Here is a 13,758-nt window from a genome sequence, read left to right on the forward strand (position 1 = left end):
CAGCTCACCCGCGAGGCGAACCGGGACCATTGTGTACCTGCCGGGATGCCCGATATGGAGAAGCGGTGACGTGCCGAACGTGCTGTTTGCGTCCTCGGTCCACACCTGCGTTGCCAGGTTCCCTACCTGATAGCGGCCTGTCCTGGTCGGCTCAGTGCTGGGCACGATCTCGATGTCGGGGAGGGCAGCAACCACAGACGCCTGATGGGCGAGGTGCAGCGAACGACGCTCCGAGAACACAAACGACTCAGGCCCATAACCACACGAGCACTCCTCGAAACCATCCGACGCACGATGCTCTGCAAGCACCGCGGCAATGCGTTCCACCACACACGCAGACGCGGATACAAGCCGGTCAGAGTCGGTTTTCGGGGTTTCCGGGTTGCTCATGCGAGACCACCCACCAACTGTGCGAGACGTGCTGTGTACGTGACGTTCTCGCCCACCATGTTCTCGACCGAGTACCGGATGTGTCGCTGCCGAACGAGGTAGTTTTGGGCCCAGTAGATCGCGCCACCCCATGACTGCCAGTTCCGGACGTCCCACCACCGCTGCCATTGGCGCTTGCGGGCGCGGTCGGCGAGCTCCTGCATCCAGCGGCCCTGATCCGGACCCCAGAACTCCGTCAAGTCAGCGAACGTTCGCAGCGGATTGCCTACGGGGAGTTCGGAGATCGGGTCGCCGGGTGCGCTGAACTGCCACACCGGAAATCGCTTCGGGTCGATCCGGCGGTTGCCAGTGATGCCGTACCCACCGCGGTTGTTGCCGACGATCTGCCCGGAATGTCGTGCGGGGTCAGCAATGAGTCCGACCTCGTCGACGACGAGACCGAGACTGTCGTGCATTCCCGCCGCGATCTCAGCTGCCACGTCACCGACGAGTTTCGCGCCGGCACTGAAGCCGAGAAGAACGACGGGATATGGGTCTTGGTGGATCATCGTCAGCAGTGCGTTGCGGCCCTGCGTTTGCGACACCGCGAACGCCTCGTTACCGCCGACAGTCCCGTATGCCGCTGAATACGGCAGCTCCTTGATGCGGAAACGTGTCGGGTCCAAGCGGCGAGTGACGTCGGTGAGCATCGTTGTGGTGCCCGGTCGTTCGCCTATCCCTCTGGCGCAAATGACGGTTCTCATGCGCCCGCCCCCTTCGCTTGAACGCGCACGACGTCACCCGAGCGCAGGGTCGCTGATGTCGACCACTTCCCGTTGCGTCCGTGCACGGTGAATCGGTCGCCGGTCTCGTCGGGGTCGTAGGTGAGGCCGGTGAAGGTGAAGTGCTCACCGGTGCCGCAGTCGACGGTCCGCCCGCGATACTTCGGGGTGGAAAGGTTCTCGATCGGGACTTCGGTCCACTCGGGGACGTTCGGGGCGTCAGCGCATCCGCATTCACCGCGTACGTCAGGCATTAATGATCCGCTCACGGCGCTCTCCATCTCCTGATCGTTTGCTCGAATCGGATCGAGCACACGCGATTCATGGCCGCGGTCTGCTCCTGTAGCGCCAACGTCTGCGCGTGCATGGCCTCGACGAGCGCGAGTTGCGCCTGGATCGCGGCCCGCATCGGATCGGTGGGGTCCATCGAGAGGGTGGCGTCAGTGACGCGGCCCTCAGAGAACAGGAGATGGTCGTCGATGGCGCTCATGCTGGCTCACCTGCCGCGGCTGGCTCGGTTGCCTTGGCGAGTTCGGCCAGCACCTTCGCGGCCTCGTCCTCGGTGAGTTCCTTCGACGACTTCACCGGGTGGCCGACGGTCTTCTCCAAGAACTCGAGCACCTGATCGCGGCTCGTCAGGCCCTTGTCCTCGTACTCGGTTGCGAGCGCGGACAGTTGAGCCTTGGTGACCATGCCGTCCGGCTGTTCGGGTGGCGGTGTGGCGAGAGGTTTGACGGTGTAGTCGGCCCTTTGGCCGCGCGTGGTTGTGACAGGAAAGGTGGCCTCCTTCTCGATATGGGAAAGGTGGCTGACCCTGATGCCGCCCACGGTTTTACCGCCGAACCTTACGGTTGGATCGCCGTACAAAGTCATACGTCGGCCGGCGTAATTGTTCGTTTCCGGTCCCCACATTTTGCCCAGAACCCGTCGCACCGTCTTGCTCGGCTTGAACGGTCGACCCGGAAACTCCACCAGATGAATCTCGACCGGCTGCTCGGAGGTGCCCTTGCGTACCTCCGAGACGGTGACCGTCCGTGAAGTCGTTGTAAAGTCGTCGAAGTTCAGCTGGTCCGAACGGGGTGCTGTTGTCTCAGTGATGTCCACGTTGCATCATCTTCTTTCTGTAATTTCTGTCGGAAGTGGCCTTTTTGCATATCTTGCAGACTCGATATCCGTTGGTAACCGGATAAATGTTGTCGCCGGAAAGCGGATGGCCATTGACGCAATGCGTCTTACGGGCATTGAGTGCACTCGGCGAGTTGCTCCGCAAGGTGTTCTCCTGCGGCGTGACAGGTTCAAGGTGTAATGGATTGACGCACCGTCGGTTACGGCAAAGGTGATCAATCTGCAGACCGGTCTGGATTGGTCCTACGAAGTGTTCATATGCCCATCGGTGCGCGCCCATGTTTGGGCCGTTTCGACCGCCTCGCCCGAACTGTCCGTAGCCGTATCTGTCTATTCGCCCAATCCACTCAATGCATCCCGACTCACTCTGCTTGGTCTTTGGAATGAACCGATCGATCGGGCGCTGGCGGGGTCTGCCCATCTTCGCCATGTCAGATCACCAACTCTTGCTCGACTATGCGCTCGGTCATCGGAAAGCCCTCAGCGCCCTCGGTAAACAGGCGAATCATCTCTGCCGCATTGGACTCGAATGCCCGGCCGGCCGCAATGATTGCGTCGAACCAGCGATGGTCGGGGTAGACGCGATGTACCCACATCGGCAATCCACCGGCGTACGAGATGTAGTCCAGCCACTTCCGTCCGGAAACCAGGAGTCCGCATTGGATTTGAGCCATCGTCTCGACCGGCGGGTGGCCTGAGATGATGGTGCTCACTTGCTTCTTTGGACGACGCGATTTGATTTCAATTAAGCCCTCGTCACCAACGAGACCGTCCGGTGAAAACCCCAGCTTGAGGCCCGGTTCTTCGTACGTCATGAACCCAACCTGGGTAACGGGCGCATAGCATTCGCTGTACTTGTCTCGCGCCCGTGGCTCGTCGAAAACGCCCCTCCACATGTCATCATTCATGTGCATCTCTTCGGTCCAACCAGTGATGCGTTCGGCGACGAGAAGCATTGTCAGGCCGCGTGAGACGTCGTTGCTCGCCGTCTCGAACACGGTGCCCGATGTACTGCGTCGAGCGACGTCCGCACGTTCTGGGTGCATCGTCTTCACTGGGGCGTGCGGCGGCCTCTTGCCCACGCACGGTGCCTCTTTCGCAGCGCCACAGTCGGGGCACTCGTAGTCCTTCGCTGCCAGCTTCCGAGTCGTAATGAGATTGCCGATGACGGACGCGGTGACGATGCCGCGGCGTTGATCGTGCCATTCCGGCGAACCTTGCTCGAGGTCCGGGAGTGTCGTGCGCGTTGGTCGGGTGAGGGTGTCGCTCATGATGGGACTCCGTTTGACTGAGGGATGGCGGCGAGAAATGCGGCCATCGGAAACGTTGGGGTGGCCAGGGTTTCGCCGTCACGGGTGAGCGTGAGGCGGATGCGGCCATTGGGTTCGGGGGTGATGTCGACGGCATCGAAGCCGGAGTGGAGGGTGGTCATGCGACACCTCCGAAGTCGAAGCCGACCTCGATCGGCTTCGAGAGCCGAGCCACGATCAGAGGCAGGTAGTCCGCCTCCCGCTCGACAGCGATGCATTTCATGTGTTCGTGAACGCACGCCTCCGCAGTTGTGCCGGATCCCGCGAATGGCTCCAGGACAACGCCGTTGGGTGGCGTGACGAGTCGAACGAGCCACCGCATCAGGTCGAGTGGCTTCACTGTCGGATGCTGAACGCCGTCGACGGACGGACGCTCGCTCGTGGGTGCCTTGGCCTCGTAGCGGAATGTGGGGAAGAATCGCGATGCGCCGCCGGTATCACTGTGACCGGCGGCGGCGTCGGGTCTGCCTTTGAAGTCGCCCAGGGCACTCGTGCCGTGCTTGGCTGTCTGCTTCCCCGTGGACGCGCGGCTCGTGCTCACTCCGCTCTGCGCGTCGAGCGCGCCGGCCTGTGATTCGTCGAGCAGGACGTTGGTCGGCCACCGACCTTTGCTGGAGTCGAAGTCTGCGGCCGCTGAGGGTGCACCGTAGGTCGTCCCGTACGACCGGGTAGCAGATGACAGTCCGTATTCGGTGCGCTCGCGGCCATCGATCCGGCATCCATCGATGTTCAGTGCTCCGGTGCCGTGCGCGAGTACGTTCGCCGGCACGGTGCCGCTCAATGGCTTACGGCCGACAACGATTGGCTCGAAGCCTGGTTTGAGCGCCGTTCCCCAGCCCTCCCACGGCACCGCGTCAGAGGTCAGTTCGAGCTCCTGGTCCAACAACCCCGTGTCCCGTCGTCCTGCGCCGTCCCGGTTGCCCTGGCGTCCGGATTCGACGTAGTCCGAACCCATGGTGGCGCGGCGGATAGCGCCCGAGTTCGAGCCGTAGCCGAGCTGTGTGCCGGTGATTGCCTTCGCGACGTCGACCGACTTCGGGAAGCCGGATCCGTACAGCCACGCGATCGAATCACGGATCTCGAACCCTGAGTCCTCAATCGCGGCCGCGAGTCGATGCCAGGTGCGTGAGCCTCCGAATGCGACCATGTGTCCGCCAGGCTTGAGCACACGAAGGCACTCACTAGCCCACGCTTCGCACCATTGCTGAAACAACGGCCCCGCCTTGTACTCTGGCGATGTCTTAGATGCCCGCCCGAATGCGTTGTCGCGGCCTGCGTCCTCGGGGTTCAGGCTGCGGCGAAACCCATCTGCGCCATCCCATTCGCGGCCCATGAACTCGAGACCGTATGGCGGATCTGTGACGACTGAGTCGACGCTGCAGTCAGGCAGCGTGCGGAGGACTTCGATGCAGTCGCCGTGATGCAGGGTTGTCGAGTCGTCGCTGTAGTGAATCGTCATGCCGACACCCGTTTCCGTGCCCGCTCGGCTGCTTGCGCGCGCAATCGTTCGGCTTTCGCGTCGGCGGCATCCTTCTCGGCGAGGGTCTTCGGCCAGTCCCGATGCTTGGACTCGTACTGGTCGTCGGTGGTGTCGTGGTGGACGTGTTCGTCGAATCGGCGGGTCATGACGCCGCCGCCAATGGCTCAGTCCATGCGAGCAGTTGGCCCACGGTTCGGTCGTCGGGAACCATCGCAGCGAGCGTGAACACCAGACTCAGCAGGCAATTGGGTGTCATCCGCGAGAGGTCAGCCCACAGGCCGTGCGTGTCTTCTTCGCGTATACGGCAGATGACCTCGGCCGCAACTTCGATCGACTGCTCGGCCAGTGCGGACTCGCTGCCAGGCTCCGGGTATTCGACCGGCTCGGGCTCAGCGACCAACTGCGATGGTCGGTTGTTCATGCGGGCAAACCTCCGTGAAAGTCCGTCGAGGGTGATGCCGAGACGGGCGGCGATGGCTTCGTCGCTGAAGCCCATTTCGCGGAAGTGTGAGTACTCCTGGAGCCAGTGGTCTCCGAGTGGTCGTCTGCTCATGGTGTGATTCCTAGGATTCGGTCGAGCTCGAGGTCGTAGGCGTGGTCGATGAGTTGCCCGTCGTCGTGCTCGTTATCCATCGAATCGACCTCCCCCGGGCGCAGCGCACGTCTCGTCGAACGTGTGCATCTCGGAGCACTTCGCAGTGCACTTCGGTGGCGCGGATAATGTTTCGAGGCGGGTGATTTCGCGGTCGAGGTACCAGCGCGCTTTGCGTAGGTCCTCCATGCGGTCGCCCTTCTCTCCCGCGCGCCAGACATACTTGACCGCGTTGCCGAGGTTGAAGTTCATGTGCTCAGTGATCTGAATGCACTCGATGCCAGACGGATGGCTGGTGTAATGCGCGGGATGTTCGACTGGGTCGGCGGCGAATTTGTCGACGGCCGCGCCCCACTTCTTGGGATCCATCAGAGCACCGCCGCCCACGTCACAACGCCGATGAAGATCGACATCAGCGCGCACCACAGCGCAACGGTCACGGGATTGGAGCCGCGTTCGTACACGTCCTCGTCACGCTCGGTCGGCCACGGATTCGACACGACGAGGGTGAGGTGGCGGGGTTCGACGAGTTCGCCCCGGTCGACGGTGAAGTGAGTGCTCATGCCGACGCCTCCGCACTGATGGTGATCTCATCGGCGAACGCGAAAACCATGCAGCCGCAGGACATTAGGCACTCGAAACTCCCGCCAAAGAACGACGATTCAACCGACGTCAACCGATCGCACGCGACGACATGATGGCCTGAGTGCTTCCATAACTTCGCGATCACCAGTCCGCCCCTTCCTCGAGGTTCTGCTCCAACGAGTCCGCGATCGCCAGATGCTCGTGGCCGATCTCGCGGACCTGATCGATGAGGGTGTTCGTCAGCTGATTGCAGTTGATCCAGGTGCCGTTGCCGAGGCCGTCTTTCGTGTCGGCGCGGACCATGCGATTGCCGCCGGCGCGGGTCTTGGTGATGAGGATCTGCTTGTCGGTCATGGCTTCTCACCCGCTGGCTTCTTCTTCTCGACGTGCAGCGTGACCGTGAGTCCCATTGCGGTGGCGAGGTTGTCGATTTCCGTGAGGGTCGACGACGGTGCCTTGGTGACAACAGTCAGGAACGCCCTCTCGGGGCTATCCGTTCCGCCGAATACGCCCAGCCATGTGTCGGGCTTCGGCAGCCAGATGCCGCTGGTCTTTTCGCTCATTCGTTTCTCGTTTCGTTTGGGGTGCCGGGAGCGAGACTGCTCACCGGCACCGGGGAACCCGCGCCACCCAGCCCAGCGGCAGCAGGAAGAAGAACGCGCTCCACTTCGGAACGCGGCATGTCGAATCCGAACGTCTGCGCGAGGAGAAGCACAGCCGCGATAGCCGACTCGACAACCAGATTTGGCAGCATCACACCGACGATCAGGGCGTCCAAGTCGCAGTCCGCGCCCATCGGGTAGCCGTCGTAGACCTCGCCACGGGAGATGAAGGTCATGACGCCACGTCCATCGTCCAGCCGTTGACGAACGAACCGTCGAGACTGCACTCCGCCAGTAGCTCGGCGCACTCTTGCCCGTATGCCACGAGGCAGGATGGCGCTCCCGAGTTCGCCTTGGCTCGTTCACCGTTCGGATAGTGGAAATGCAGGCGGCCGTGGAGAAATAGGATCCCCGACGCCTTCTTCCATACCTGCTCGACGAATCCGGCAGTCTCGGTACGGGCGAAGATGAGAGCGATCCCATTACCGTGCGATGCGAGTTTGTCGAGCCATGTCCAGGCTTCGTTGCCGTATGGCGGGTTGAGCCACACGCGGCCGGACCACTCCGCCGCAAGTCCATCCTCGGGAAGGATGATGCTGCTTTCTGCGGTGTGCGAGTTCGGATGTCCGCACGGATCGAGATCGAAATGCCCGAGCGCTTCGATCACGTGCGGCGGAGTCAGCCAGGTCGTCGTCTCGGCGCGAGCTGAATGGTGCGAACCCATCGACCGGCTCATCCCGTCACCTGCCAGAGTGGTGACGCGGCCAGACCGCCGACGAGGATGCCCGCGAGGATCAAGTGGGGACGGAGACGGCGGATCATGAGGCACGCCCGCCGTCACCAGCGCAGAAGCACGCGCACTTGGACGATGAAGGATCCGGCTGTCCGGTGGCTAGGGCGTGTGCGATGTCATCGTCGTCAGCCCAGCTATGCCAGTGTGCGGGCTCGAAGTGGCAGTTGAATTTGCATGACCAGCACTGCGAGTAGCAGACGATTGCGCCTTCGATGCCGCTCATGCGATCACCTCGATGGGCGTCTCATCGCGGGCGATGGTTTCGGAGCGGAGAAGCAGGCCGCTGCCGGTGGCGTCCCAGCGTCCGTTGCCCAGGACGTTCGTGTACTTGATGGCCAGCGCGACATGGACCGGATCACCTGTCGTCCAACGGATCTGCGCACCTTCCGGCAGTGCGTCCAGTGCATCCCGGACCGTCTCCCAATCCCCCTCGAGCACGCGGGGAGTCAGCTCTCGGACGCGAGCAGCCTCGGCCTCAGCGAGCTCGCATCGCTCCTTCCATCCGATCGTCGTCTCCCGCCACGCTTCGATAGCGGTGGGGTCATCTGGGTCGATGTCAGCCTTCATCCGCGAGAGCGTGTTGATCACCTTGCGACGCACAATCTCGGCTTCCAATTCCCTGATCCGAGCGACGAGAGTAGGGACTTCAGCGAACGCATACTGCGCGAATACTCTGCATCCAGCCTCGGTGTAGTCGTCGGCGCTGCGTGGGTTGCCCGTGCCGCCGTCCGCAGACCATCGGCGTTCGATCGTGTCGAGATCAAGTTCACTCATGGCCACATCACCGCCACCGCAGTCACAACCACGATCAGCACGGCCATCACAGTCGCGAAACCCAACGCCAGAATCCGGTGATCCGACTCATGCCGCGGCCACGGATCGTTGCGAATCTCACGACGATGACGAGTGCGGACATCGGAGTAATCGGTGGAGTTCATGCGGACCTCCGAAGTCGATCGTTATCGGCTGCGAGCAGGGCGTTCTCGACTTCGAGTTCCGATGCGTACGCCTGCATCCCCGCGTTCAATGCGATGAACCCTGCGATGAGGAGGCAGAAGAACGCAGTCGAGTAATGGCCGACCAGCAACTGCAGCAGCGACCCTGCAAGCATCACGAACAGGAAGGCCTTGGTGACGCGGTCAGTTGATCGCCAGCACCACGCGATGACCGCGCGGTACTCGGATATGTGCGACGACATTGAGGGGTTCATGCGGACGCCTCCAATTCGAAGTTCATTGCGATCGCATCCCAATGCGCCTTGTACGTCGCCGCCAACGGGGAATGCGAACGACCTAGACGAGTCGCAATCTCACGCGCTCGCACAGTCGGATTCGGGTACAGGCTTGGGCGAAACTCGGTACGGCGACCGTCATCCGTCGACGCGATGATCGTGGTATCGGTCCGGGTCAGGTGGACCTTGAGTGCGGTCATGATGCCCGCCGATCATCGGACTGAACGACGCGTCGAATCGCGTTGGCAAGATGCGGACTCACCTGAATGTCGGCTTCGTCCCACATCTTTCGCGCAGCAGCCTTCATCTCGGCGCGCAACTCGTCTCGGGTCTGAACAGGCTCACGAGTGGTCATGCCGCACCGCCATTGATAGAACGCAACCGAGGCGCGGGGTCAGTCAGTTCGATCCGCAACGTGCACGCGGACGGGTTGACGTAGACCGAGTACGACCCGTTGTCCTGGCCTGGGTCGGCGGGTCGCTTCGAGGTGTAGAGCAAGGACTCGCCCTTGGCGCTGGGCCGGTAGTCCCACAGGTGGCTGACGAGGATCTCCTGGTCGCCGACCCATGCCTGCGACTTGATCGGTCGTCCATCCGAGTAGGTATTGACTGTTCGCGCTGCAGATTCCAGATGCCGGCGTGATGCATCCATTGCGTTGAACTCATCCCGTTCGGTGTCAACGCCGTTCCCGCCAAGAGAATCCAACGCCCAGTTCAGCGTCTGCGATGCCTCATGTGCAGACCACGCCAGAATGTCGCGATCGGTGTAAGTCATGCCGCCACCAAGTCCCAGATCCACTTCGGGAAGCTGTTCACTGTGCCGTAGAGAGCATGCTGCGTGGGGACCGGATCCACGCCGTAGGTCTTCGCGATCTTCGATGCCTGCCCGCCCATCTTTCGCAAATGCCACGTCGACGTAGGAAGGTTGTGCAGTTTTGCGTATCCCAGAGCTGCGAAGTAGTCGTGCTGCCCTTCGATCGCGTCGAGCCGAGCCTCGGTCGTGGCAGCGATAGCCTTCGCTTCAGCCGCATCTCGCTGCGTCGCCTCAAGTTGGTCGATCATCGAGCGCATGACGTCGAAGGAGTTGGAGGCGGGAGCGACCGACACGCCTTGATAGAAGTGATCACGGAGTGCGCGGGTTGCTTCACGTTGAAACGTGATCAGTGCCTGCCGGATGGACTGGTCAACTCGGGAAGGTTGAATGGATGCGAGCCACATTGGGAGGTGGTCCGCGTCGATCATGACCATCTGCTGCGTCCGACCGCTGGCGTCGTGCACAGCCTTCAACGCTGTGCACGCCCATTCCGCCTGGTCAAGCTTGCGCTGCTGCGCCTGGACGTCGATACCTAGGCGTTCGCACATCGGTCGGATAGCGATCCATTTCGAGTCACCTTCATCGAGGGCAAGGATCGTCCCCGCCCCTGGAACTTCCACCGGCACTAGCTGTGCCGTATTCTGCAAGTCAGACATTGGTTCTCCAATCAGTTGTCGATGAAGCCGTCCCACTGGCATGGGGCGGCTTCTTTGCGTTCTGGGTGAGTTACGCGGCCCGTCCCGGTTTGCCCGGCACTACGGCCGGGCGGAGGGGTCCGTGCCACACATTGAGCGGCTCGACACCGAGGGCCTTGGCCCACGCGGTCAGTAGGCGGTCGCTGGCCTTCTTGTTGCCGTTCTCGACATTCGAGATTCCGGCTTCCGTGATGGCCACGCCTTGCTCGCCGATTCGTTCGACCAACTGCGCCTGGCTCAAGCCGTGTGCAAGTCGGAAGTCTTTGATCCGGACCATTGGTCCTAGCGGTTCTGTCGCTGGCATAGCGACAACTCTAGACAACCATCGCCAGTTTGGCAATGTTCTTTCGGAAAGTTAGCGCTTAACCTGCGGAACGACAACCATGTCATTAGTTGTCAGGCCACTGAACTGGCGCGAATCTGGCGCTAACTTGTCGTGTTGTCACTGGACCTGTCATGGGTTGTTCTGACAGTCTTTTGCCATGCCCAACGAGACGAACCAACAGCGGCTAGCACGGCTTGTCCGAGACAGGCGTAAGCAACTTCGACTGACTCAGGTAGAGGTGCAGCAATTGGGCGGCCCATCAACCGCCACACTCCGAGGCATCGAAGGAGGTAAGGGTGGTGAGTACAGAGCTGGCACGCTTGAGCCGCTTGAGAAGATCCTGCGGTGGCAGATCGGGAGCATCTCCGAAATCCTTAATGGAGAAGACCCGATTGAGCTCTCACACCAGGACGCCTACCTGCAGGCGCAAGGACTGACGTACGAAGAGGCCTACGCAAACAAGGTCGCTATCCCACCAGACCCGCGTGCGGGTGCTGGAGGAAGCCGGAAGCAGTATCGACCCGGACCTGTCGAGACATACCGGGATGAACCCGAACTCGACTTCATCGTCACGACGATGCAAGCCGCGCTAGGGATGCTGCAGAAGCGGGAGCTGTGGATAGCGATCCAACTCATCAACCAGGCAAGTTCAGACCTGTCCGACTACCTAGACGAACAGAACCAAACTAACGAGGGAGATCAGAATGAAGACATCACGCAATCGCGGGAGAGCTCGCCGAGCACGGTCGTCGGCAGCGCAGGCAGCGGCGCGGAAGGCCGAACGCCCCCCATGAATGCGTCCGACAAGGACGCTGAATTGACTGAGCCGAATCAAGGCTCACAGGCTGACCATGAACTCGCTGCACGCAAGGGCGAGACCGAGGACGAGGCGCGCGAACGCCTCGGAATCGCATACGATTAACGGCATTTCCGCAGGTCGAAGAATTACATCTGCGTAGTTTGTCGGAGTCATACCGCATGGTGTGTATATGACATGGCACCCCTGGAGGCACCTCCGAGACGAGCATCCGCACGTCCACGTCGCGTATCCAGACGGGGGTTCCGGGTGCCTTGGAAAGTGGACGTCCGACGGGATCGAGATCAACCGGCGCTCAAACCAACGCGAGCGGCGCTGCACCCTCACTCACGAGATCGTGCACGTCGAACGCGGCCCGGTGCCGGCCGATCTGCGACTCGCGATGCGCGAAGAAGAGACCGTCGATCGGATCACCGCCGAGCGACTGATCGAACTCGACGCACTGATCGACGTCATTGCATGGAACCGCAACCGCATCGACGACGAGGCGGCCGAGGAACTATGGGTCGACCTACCCACCCTGCTCACCCGCGTCCGCAATCTCACCGACGACGAGCGCGCATTCATCGACGAAGAACTAGAGAGGAGACAGCCGTGACACCACAACAGGCAGAGATCCTGCAGTTCGAGCGCCGTTGGTATTCGGCGGCAGGAAACAAGGAAGCCGACATCCGCGAGCAACTCGGACTCTCTGCGGTGCGTTACTACCAGCTTTTGAACGCCATCCTGGATCGACCAGATGCTCTCGCAGCCGAGCCGGTCTTGGTAAAGCGACTACTGCGAATCAGGAGCTCGCGGCAGGCCGCACGTCGAGCGTCTTGATTGCCTCGAGCCTGATGTCGTCGATCGTGAACCTGCGAGTCCCCACGGTCGACGGGAGGATAGTCACCGCTAGGTGCTCGCGCACTGCTTGACGTTGGTCGATAATGCTCAAGTCCTTCCACCGGGCAGCGGCGTCGCTACCCGCCAGTCGAGACGTCAGCGGCGATGGGGCGACCGCCTTTAACTCCTGGGCGGCGTCGGCGATCTTCCGGTGGATCGCCTTGTCGATCCGCTGGAAAGCATCCGGCGTGATCTGCTCATCAGCCAGTTGTTGAACGAACATCTCCAACCGCTGCCTCTGACGAGCGATCTCAGCACTCAGCCTCGCGGCCTCGCCCTCATCGAACTCAAGCTCCTTGCGCTCGAGCAATTCGATCATCGATACCTCGACGTAGTCCTCGACCAAGTCCGCTCGACGCACGACACAGCTCTTCGCGCTGCACACGTACCTCGGTGACTTCGACGACTTCGGGTGGAAGTACCGCATCCCTTCCCCGCACACCCCACACTTGGCGATCCCAGAGAGGAGGTGCTTCACATCGCTACCCCGATATGTCACCCGGGTCGGATCTGCCAACGTCTCGACAATCCGATCGTGCTCCTCCTTCGTGATCAGAGGATCCCAGTTTCCAGTGCCGACCACCTTGCCCTGATGCACCAGCAATCCGGCATATGTGGGAGTGGAGATCATCGTGCGGATCCGCTGAGCCTTCCAGGGCACACCCTCATTGGGTGGCGGCACCGACCGGGCTGTCAGATCCCGGGCGACGGCCCACAAGGATTCGCCGCCCAGGAATCGGCTGACGATCTCCCGCACGATGGGCGCTGTGGCCGGATCGTGCGTCCAACATGTCGTCCGGCCACTGTCCGGGTCGAACTGCCGCCGATAGCCATACGGCAGACGACCCCCGTTGCGCCCGTCACGAGCTGCCGCACGCTTACCTCGCAGAACGCGCTCTCGAATCATCTCGGCTTCACGCTCTGCCAGTAGAGCATCCAGGCCGGTACCGAACCGGTCGTCCCCCTGCGAAAGGTCGTAGACTCTGCCAGAGACACACCAAAGAACTCCACGATCCGCGCACAGGTCCCGCAGTGTCACGTACGCCGCAAGGTCACGTTGGGCGCGAGACGCCTCCCACACGACTAGAACGTCACCGCGTTGGAGACTGTCCGCGAGTTGTCGGTATGCCGGTCTACGCTTCGTCGACCACCGCGATGCCCCGATGTCGTTATCGGTGAGCACCTCCGCCACCGTCCACCCTTCGCGGTCGCACACAGCTCGGCACTCCCGCTCTTGATCGCGGACTGACTTGGCTCGGCCGCTGCTATCCGAGCTGACGCGGGTGTAAATGATCGCCCTCATAGGGCACAAGCTATCGGCACCCCCAGACACTATTTGGCGAGGCCGGCGACCCCG

Annotated in this window: 27 protein-coding genes; 3 read left to right on the forward strand and 24 right to left on the reverse strand. The window is 61.8% G+C overall.

What is annotated here, in order from left to right; translation table 11 throughout:
* Positions 1-386 precede the first annotated feature (386 nt).
* From CH249_RS25830 to CH249_RS25925, 23 genes are all read right to left on the reverse strand, one after another.
* The gene (locus CH249_RS25830) at positions 387-1,133 is read right to left on the reverse strand and encodes a hypothetical protein (RefSeq protein WP_143544590.1); all 747 of its coding nucleotides are present in this window, start codon (positions 1,131-1,133) and stop codon (positions 387-389) included.
* Positions 1,130-1,420, reverse strand: coding sequence for a hypothetical protein (locus tag CH249_RS25835; RefSeq protein ID WP_179274319.1), 291 nt, complete (start codon positions 1,418-1,420; stop codon positions 1,130-1,132). Before CH249_RS25835 ends, CH249_RS25830 begins: the two co-directional genes overlap by 4 nt.
* Positions 1,417-1,641: a hypothetical protein gene (locus CH249_RS25840; protein ID WP_094699119.1), complete on the reverse strand. Its 225-nt coding sequence runs from the start codon at positions 1,639-1,641 to the stop codon at positions 1,417-1,419. Before CH249_RS25840 ends, CH249_RS25835 begins: the two co-directional genes overlap by 4 nt.
* Positions 1,638-2,255 carry a hypothetical protein gene (locus tag CH249_RS25845; protein ID WP_094699121.1) on the reverse strand — a complete coding sequence of 206 codons (618 nt, stop codon included), beginning with the start codon at positions 2,253-2,255 and terminating at the stop codon, positions 1,638-1,640. Before CH249_RS25845 ends, CH249_RS25840 begins: the two co-directional genes overlap by 4 nt.
* Entirely contained in the window at positions 2,242-2,706 is a 465-nt protein-coding gene (locus CH249_RS25850) for an HNH endonuclease signature motif containing protein (protein ID WP_094699123.1), read from the reverse strand. The genes CH249_RS25845 and CH249_RS25850 overlap by 14 nt, the downstream gene beginning before the upstream one ends.
* 1 nt (position 2,707) lies before the next feature.
* Positions 2,708-3,547, reverse strand: a complete 840-nt coding sequence (locus CH249_RS25855; RefSeq protein WP_094699125.1) for a YqaJ viral recombinase family protein — start codon at positions 3,545-3,547, stop codon at positions 2,708-2,710.
* Positions 3,544-3,708, reverse strand: coding sequence for a hypothetical protein (locus CH249_RS28135; RefSeq protein ID WP_179274320.1), 165 nt, complete (start codon positions 3,706-3,708; stop codon positions 3,544-3,546). The genes CH249_RS25855 and CH249_RS28135 overlap by 4 nt, the downstream gene beginning before the upstream one ends.
* Positions 3,705-5,045: a site-specific DNA-methyltransferase gene (locus CH249_RS25860; RefSeq protein WP_094699127.1), complete on the reverse strand. Its 1,341-nt coding sequence runs from the start codon at positions 5,043-5,045 to the stop codon at positions 3,705-3,707. Before CH249_RS25860 ends, CH249_RS28135 begins: the two co-directional genes overlap by 4 nt.
* Positions 5,042-5,212 (reverse strand): hypothetical protein, encoded by a 171-nt coding sequence (locus CH249_RS28140; protein ID WP_179274321.1) that lies wholly within the window; start codon positions 5,210-5,212, stop codon positions 5,042-5,044. The genes CH249_RS25860 and CH249_RS28140 overlap by 4 nt, the downstream gene beginning before the upstream one ends.
* Complete coding sequence (locus CH249_RS25865) at positions 5,209-5,619, reverse strand: hypothetical protein (protein ID WP_094699129.1); 411 nt, start codon at positions 5,617-5,619, stop codon at positions 5,209-5,211. The genes CH249_RS28140 and CH249_RS25865 overlap by 4 nt, the downstream gene beginning before the upstream one ends.
* A gap of 72 nt (positions 5,620-5,691) precedes the next feature.
* On the reverse strand, positions 5,692-6,027 hold the full coding sequence (locus CH249_RS25870) for a DUF3310 domain-containing protein (protein WP_094699191.1): 336 nt from the start codon (positions 6,025-6,027) through the stop codon (positions 5,692-5,694).
* Positions 6,027-6,221: a hypothetical protein gene (locus CH249_RS25875; RefSeq protein WP_094699131.1), complete on the reverse strand. Its 195-nt coding sequence runs from the start codon at positions 6,219-6,221 to the stop codon at positions 6,027-6,029. The genes CH249_RS25870 and CH249_RS25875 overlap by 1 nt, the downstream gene beginning before the upstream one ends.
* Before the next feature lie 163 nt (positions 6,222-6,384).
* Positions 6,385-6,597: a hypothetical protein gene (locus CH249_RS25880; protein ID WP_094699133.1), complete on the reverse strand. Its 213-nt coding sequence runs from the start codon at positions 6,595-6,597 to the stop codon at positions 6,385-6,387.
* Positions 6,594-6,806 (reverse strand): hypothetical protein, encoded by a 213-nt coding sequence (locus CH249_RS25885; protein ID WP_094699135.1) that lies wholly within the window; start codon positions 6,804-6,806, stop codon positions 6,594-6,596. The genes CH249_RS25880 and CH249_RS25885 overlap by 4 nt, the downstream gene beginning before the upstream one ends.
* Positions 6,803-7,081 (reverse strand): hypothetical protein, encoded by a 279-nt coding sequence (locus CH249_RS25890; protein ID WP_094699137.1) that lies wholly within the window; start codon positions 7,079-7,081, stop codon positions 6,803-6,805. The genes CH249_RS25885 and CH249_RS25890 overlap by 4 nt, the downstream gene beginning before the upstream one ends.
* Entirely contained in the window at positions 7,078-7,569 is a 492-nt protein-coding gene (locus CH249_RS25895; protein ID WP_094699139.1) for a DNA N-6-adenine-methyltransferase, read from the reverse strand. Before CH249_RS25895 ends, CH249_RS25890 begins: the two co-directional genes overlap by 4 nt.
* 288 nt (positions 7,570-7,857) lie before the next feature.
* Positions 7,858-8,412: a hypothetical protein gene (locus tag CH249_RS25900; RefSeq protein WP_094699141.1), complete on the reverse strand. Its 555-nt coding sequence runs from the start codon at positions 8,410-8,412 to the stop codon at positions 7,858-7,860.
* On the reverse strand, positions 8,409-8,576 hold the full coding sequence (locus CH249_RS28145) for a hypothetical protein (protein ID WP_179274322.1): 168 nt from the start codon (positions 8,574-8,576) through the stop codon (positions 8,409-8,411). The genes CH249_RS25900 and CH249_RS28145 overlap by 4 nt, the downstream gene beginning before the upstream one ends.
* Complete coding sequence (locus CH249_RS25905; RefSeq protein WP_143544591.1) at positions 8,573-8,848, reverse strand: hypothetical protein; 276 nt, start codon at positions 8,846-8,848, stop codon at positions 8,573-8,575. Before CH249_RS25905 ends, CH249_RS28145 begins: the two co-directional genes overlap by 4 nt.
* A 217-nt stretch (positions 8,849-9,065) precedes the next feature.
* Positions 9,066-9,224 carry a hypothetical protein gene (locus tag CH249_RS28150; protein WP_179274323.1) on the reverse strand — a complete coding sequence of 53 codons (159 nt, stop codon included), beginning with the start codon at positions 9,222-9,224 and terminating at the stop codon, positions 9,066-9,068.
* Positions 9,221-9,667: a hypothetical protein gene (locus tag CH249_RS25915; protein ID WP_143544592.1), complete on the reverse strand. Its 447-nt coding sequence runs from the start codon at positions 9,665-9,667 to the stop codon at positions 9,221-9,223. The genes CH249_RS28150 and CH249_RS25915 overlap by 4 nt, the downstream gene beginning before the upstream one ends.
* On the reverse strand, positions 9,640-10,338 hold the full coding sequence (locus CH249_RS25920) for a phage antirepressor N-terminal domain-containing protein (protein ID WP_094699177.1): 699 nt from the start codon (positions 10,336-10,338) through the stop codon (positions 9,640-9,642). The genes CH249_RS25915 and CH249_RS25920 overlap by 28 nt, the downstream gene beginning before the upstream one ends.
* 70 nt (positions 10,339-10,408) lie before the next feature.
* Positions 10,409-10,681, reverse strand: coding sequence for a helix-turn-helix transcriptional regulator (locus CH249_RS25925; RefSeq protein WP_094699179.1), 273 nt, complete (start codon positions 10,679-10,681; stop codon positions 10,409-10,411).
* Between the two features lie 178 nt (positions 10,682-10,859).
* On the opposite strand from CH249_RS25925, the gene CH249_RS25930 reads away from it, so the two are divergent.
* The 3 genes from CH249_RS25930 to CH249_RS25940 all read left to right on the forward strand — a co-directional run bounded on the left by CH249_RS25930 (position 10,860) and on the right by CH249_RS25940 (position 12,341).
* A complete protein-coding gene (locus tag CH249_RS25930) occupies positions 10,860-11,624 on the forward strand; it encodes a hypothetical protein (protein WP_143544593.1) in 765 nt (254 codons plus the stop codon).
* A 232-nt stretch (positions 11,625-11,856) separates the two neighbouring features.
* Complete coding sequence (locus CH249_RS28580) at positions 11,857-12,117, forward strand: hypothetical protein (RefSeq protein ID WP_256988483.1); 261 nt, start codon at positions 11,857-11,859, stop codon at positions 12,115-12,117.
* On the forward strand, positions 12,114-12,341 hold the full coding sequence (locus CH249_RS25940; RefSeq protein ID WP_306436901.1) for a DUF3263 domain-containing protein: 228 nt from the start codon (positions 12,114-12,116) through the stop codon (positions 12,339-12,341). Before CH249_RS28580 ends, CH249_RS25940 begins: the two co-directional genes overlap by 4 nt.
* Here CH249_RS25940 and CH249_RS25945 read toward each other — a convergent pair.
* Positions 12,304-13,704 (reverse strand): recombinase family protein, encoded by a 1,401-nt coding sequence (locus CH249_RS25945; protein ID WP_094699185.1) that lies wholly within the window; start codon positions 13,702-13,704, stop codon positions 12,304-12,306. The two genes, CH249_RS25940 and CH249_RS25945, sit on opposite strands and share 38 nt — an antisense overlap.
* Between the last annotated feature and the right edge of the window lie 54 nt (positions 13,705-13,758).

Origin of the sequence: Rhodococcus sp. 05-2255-3B1, assembly GCF_002258545.1 — a bacterium.
Lineage (GTDB): Bacteria > Actinomycetota > Actinomycetes > Mycobacteriales > Mycobacteriaceae > Rhodococcoides.

What these genes read in the sequence shown, in the direction of transcription:
- CH249_RS28135 (WP_179274320.1), bottom strand. Translation starts at nt 3,708, where the DNA reads ATGACCACCCTCCACTCCGGCTTCGATGCCGTCGACATCACCCCCGAA.
- CH249_RS25895 (WP_094699139.1), bottom strand. Translation starts at nt 7,569, where the DNA reads ATGGGTTCGCACCATTCAGCTCGCGCCGAGACGACGACCTGGCTGACT.
- CH249_RS28150 (WP_179274323.1), bottom strand. Translation starts at nt 9,224, where the DNA reads ATGACCACTCGTGAGCCTGTTCAGACCCGAGACGAGTTGCGCGCCGAG.
- CH249_RS25875 (WP_094699131.1), bottom strand. Translation starts at nt 6,221, where the DNA reads ATGAGCACTCACTTCACCGTCGACCGGGGCGAACTCGTCGAACCCCGC.
- CH249_RS25830 (WP_143544590.1), bottom strand. Translation starts at nt 1,133, where the DNA reads ATGAGAACCGTCATTTGCGCCAGAGGGATAGGCGAACGACCGGGCACC.
- CH249_RS25945 (WP_094699185.1), bottom strand. Translation starts at nt 13,704, where the DNA reads ATGAGGGCGATCATTTACACCCGCGTCAGCTCGGATAGCAGCGGCCGA.
- CH249_RS25840 (WP_094699119.1), bottom strand. Translation starts at nt 1,641, where the DNA reads ATGAGCGCCATCGACGACCATCTCCTGTTCTCTGAGGGCCGCGTCACT.
- CH249_RS25890 (WP_094699137.1), bottom strand. Translation starts at nt 7,081, where the DNA reads ATGACCTTCATCTCCCGTGGCGAGGTCTACGACGGCTACCCGATGGGC.
- CH249_RS25880 (WP_094699133.1), bottom strand. Translation starts at nt 6,597, where the DNA reads ATGACCGACAAGCAGATCCTCATCACCAAGACCCGCGCCGGCGGCAAT.
- CH249_RS25865 (WP_094699129.1), bottom strand. Translation starts at nt 5,619, where the DNA reads ATGAGCAGACGACCACTCGGAGACCACTGGCTCCAGGAGTACTCACAC.
- CH249_RS25860 (WP_094699127.1), bottom strand. Translation starts at nt 5,045, where the DNA reads ATGACGATTCACTACAGCGACGACTCGACAACCCTGCATCACGGCGAC.
- CH249_RS25920 (WP_094699177.1), bottom strand. Translation starts at nt 10,338, where the DNA reads ATGTCTGACTTGCAGAATACGGCACAGCTAGTGCCGGTGGAAGTTCCA.
- CH249_RS25905 (WP_143544591.1), bottom strand. Translation starts at nt 8,848, where the DNA reads ATGAACCCCTCAATGTCGTCGCACATATCCGAGTACCGCGCGGTCATC.
- CH249_RS25930 (WP_143544593.1), top strand. Translation starts at nt 10,860, where the DNA reads ATGCCCAACGAGACGAACCAACAGCGGCTAGCACGGCTTGTCCGAGAC.
- CH249_RS25925 (WP_094699179.1), bottom strand. Translation starts at nt 10,681, where the DNA reads ATGCCAGCGACAGAACCGCTAGGACCAATGGTCCGGATCAAAGACTTC.
- CH249_RS28140 (WP_179274321.1), bottom strand. Translation starts at nt 5,212, where the DNA reads ATGACCCGCCGATTCGACGAACACGTCCACCACGACACCACCGACGAC.
- CH249_RS25900 (WP_094699141.1), bottom strand. Translation starts at nt 8,412, where the DNA reads ATGAGTGAACTTGATCTCGACACGATCGAACGCCGATGGTCTGCGGAC.
- CH249_RS25850 (WP_094699123.1), bottom strand. Translation starts at nt 2,706, where the DNA reads ATGGCGAAGATGGGCAGACCCCGCCAGCGCCCGATCGATCGGTTCATT.
- CH249_RS25855 (WP_094699125.1), bottom strand. Translation starts at nt 3,547, where the DNA reads ATGAGCGACACCCTCACCCGACCAACGCGCACGACACTCCCGGACCTC.
- CH249_RS25870 (WP_094699191.1), bottom strand. Translation starts at nt 6,027, where the DNA reads ATGGATCCCAAGAAGTGGGGCGCGGCCGTCGACAAATTCGCCGCCGAC.
- CH249_RS25885 (WP_094699135.1), bottom strand. Translation starts at nt 6,806, where the DNA reads ATGAGCGAAAAGACCAGCGGCATCTGGCTGCCGAAGCCCGACACATGG.
- CH249_RS28145 (WP_179274322.1), bottom strand. Translation starts at nt 8,576, where the DNA reads ATGAACTCCACCGATTACTCCGATGTCCGCACTCGTCATCGTCGTGAG.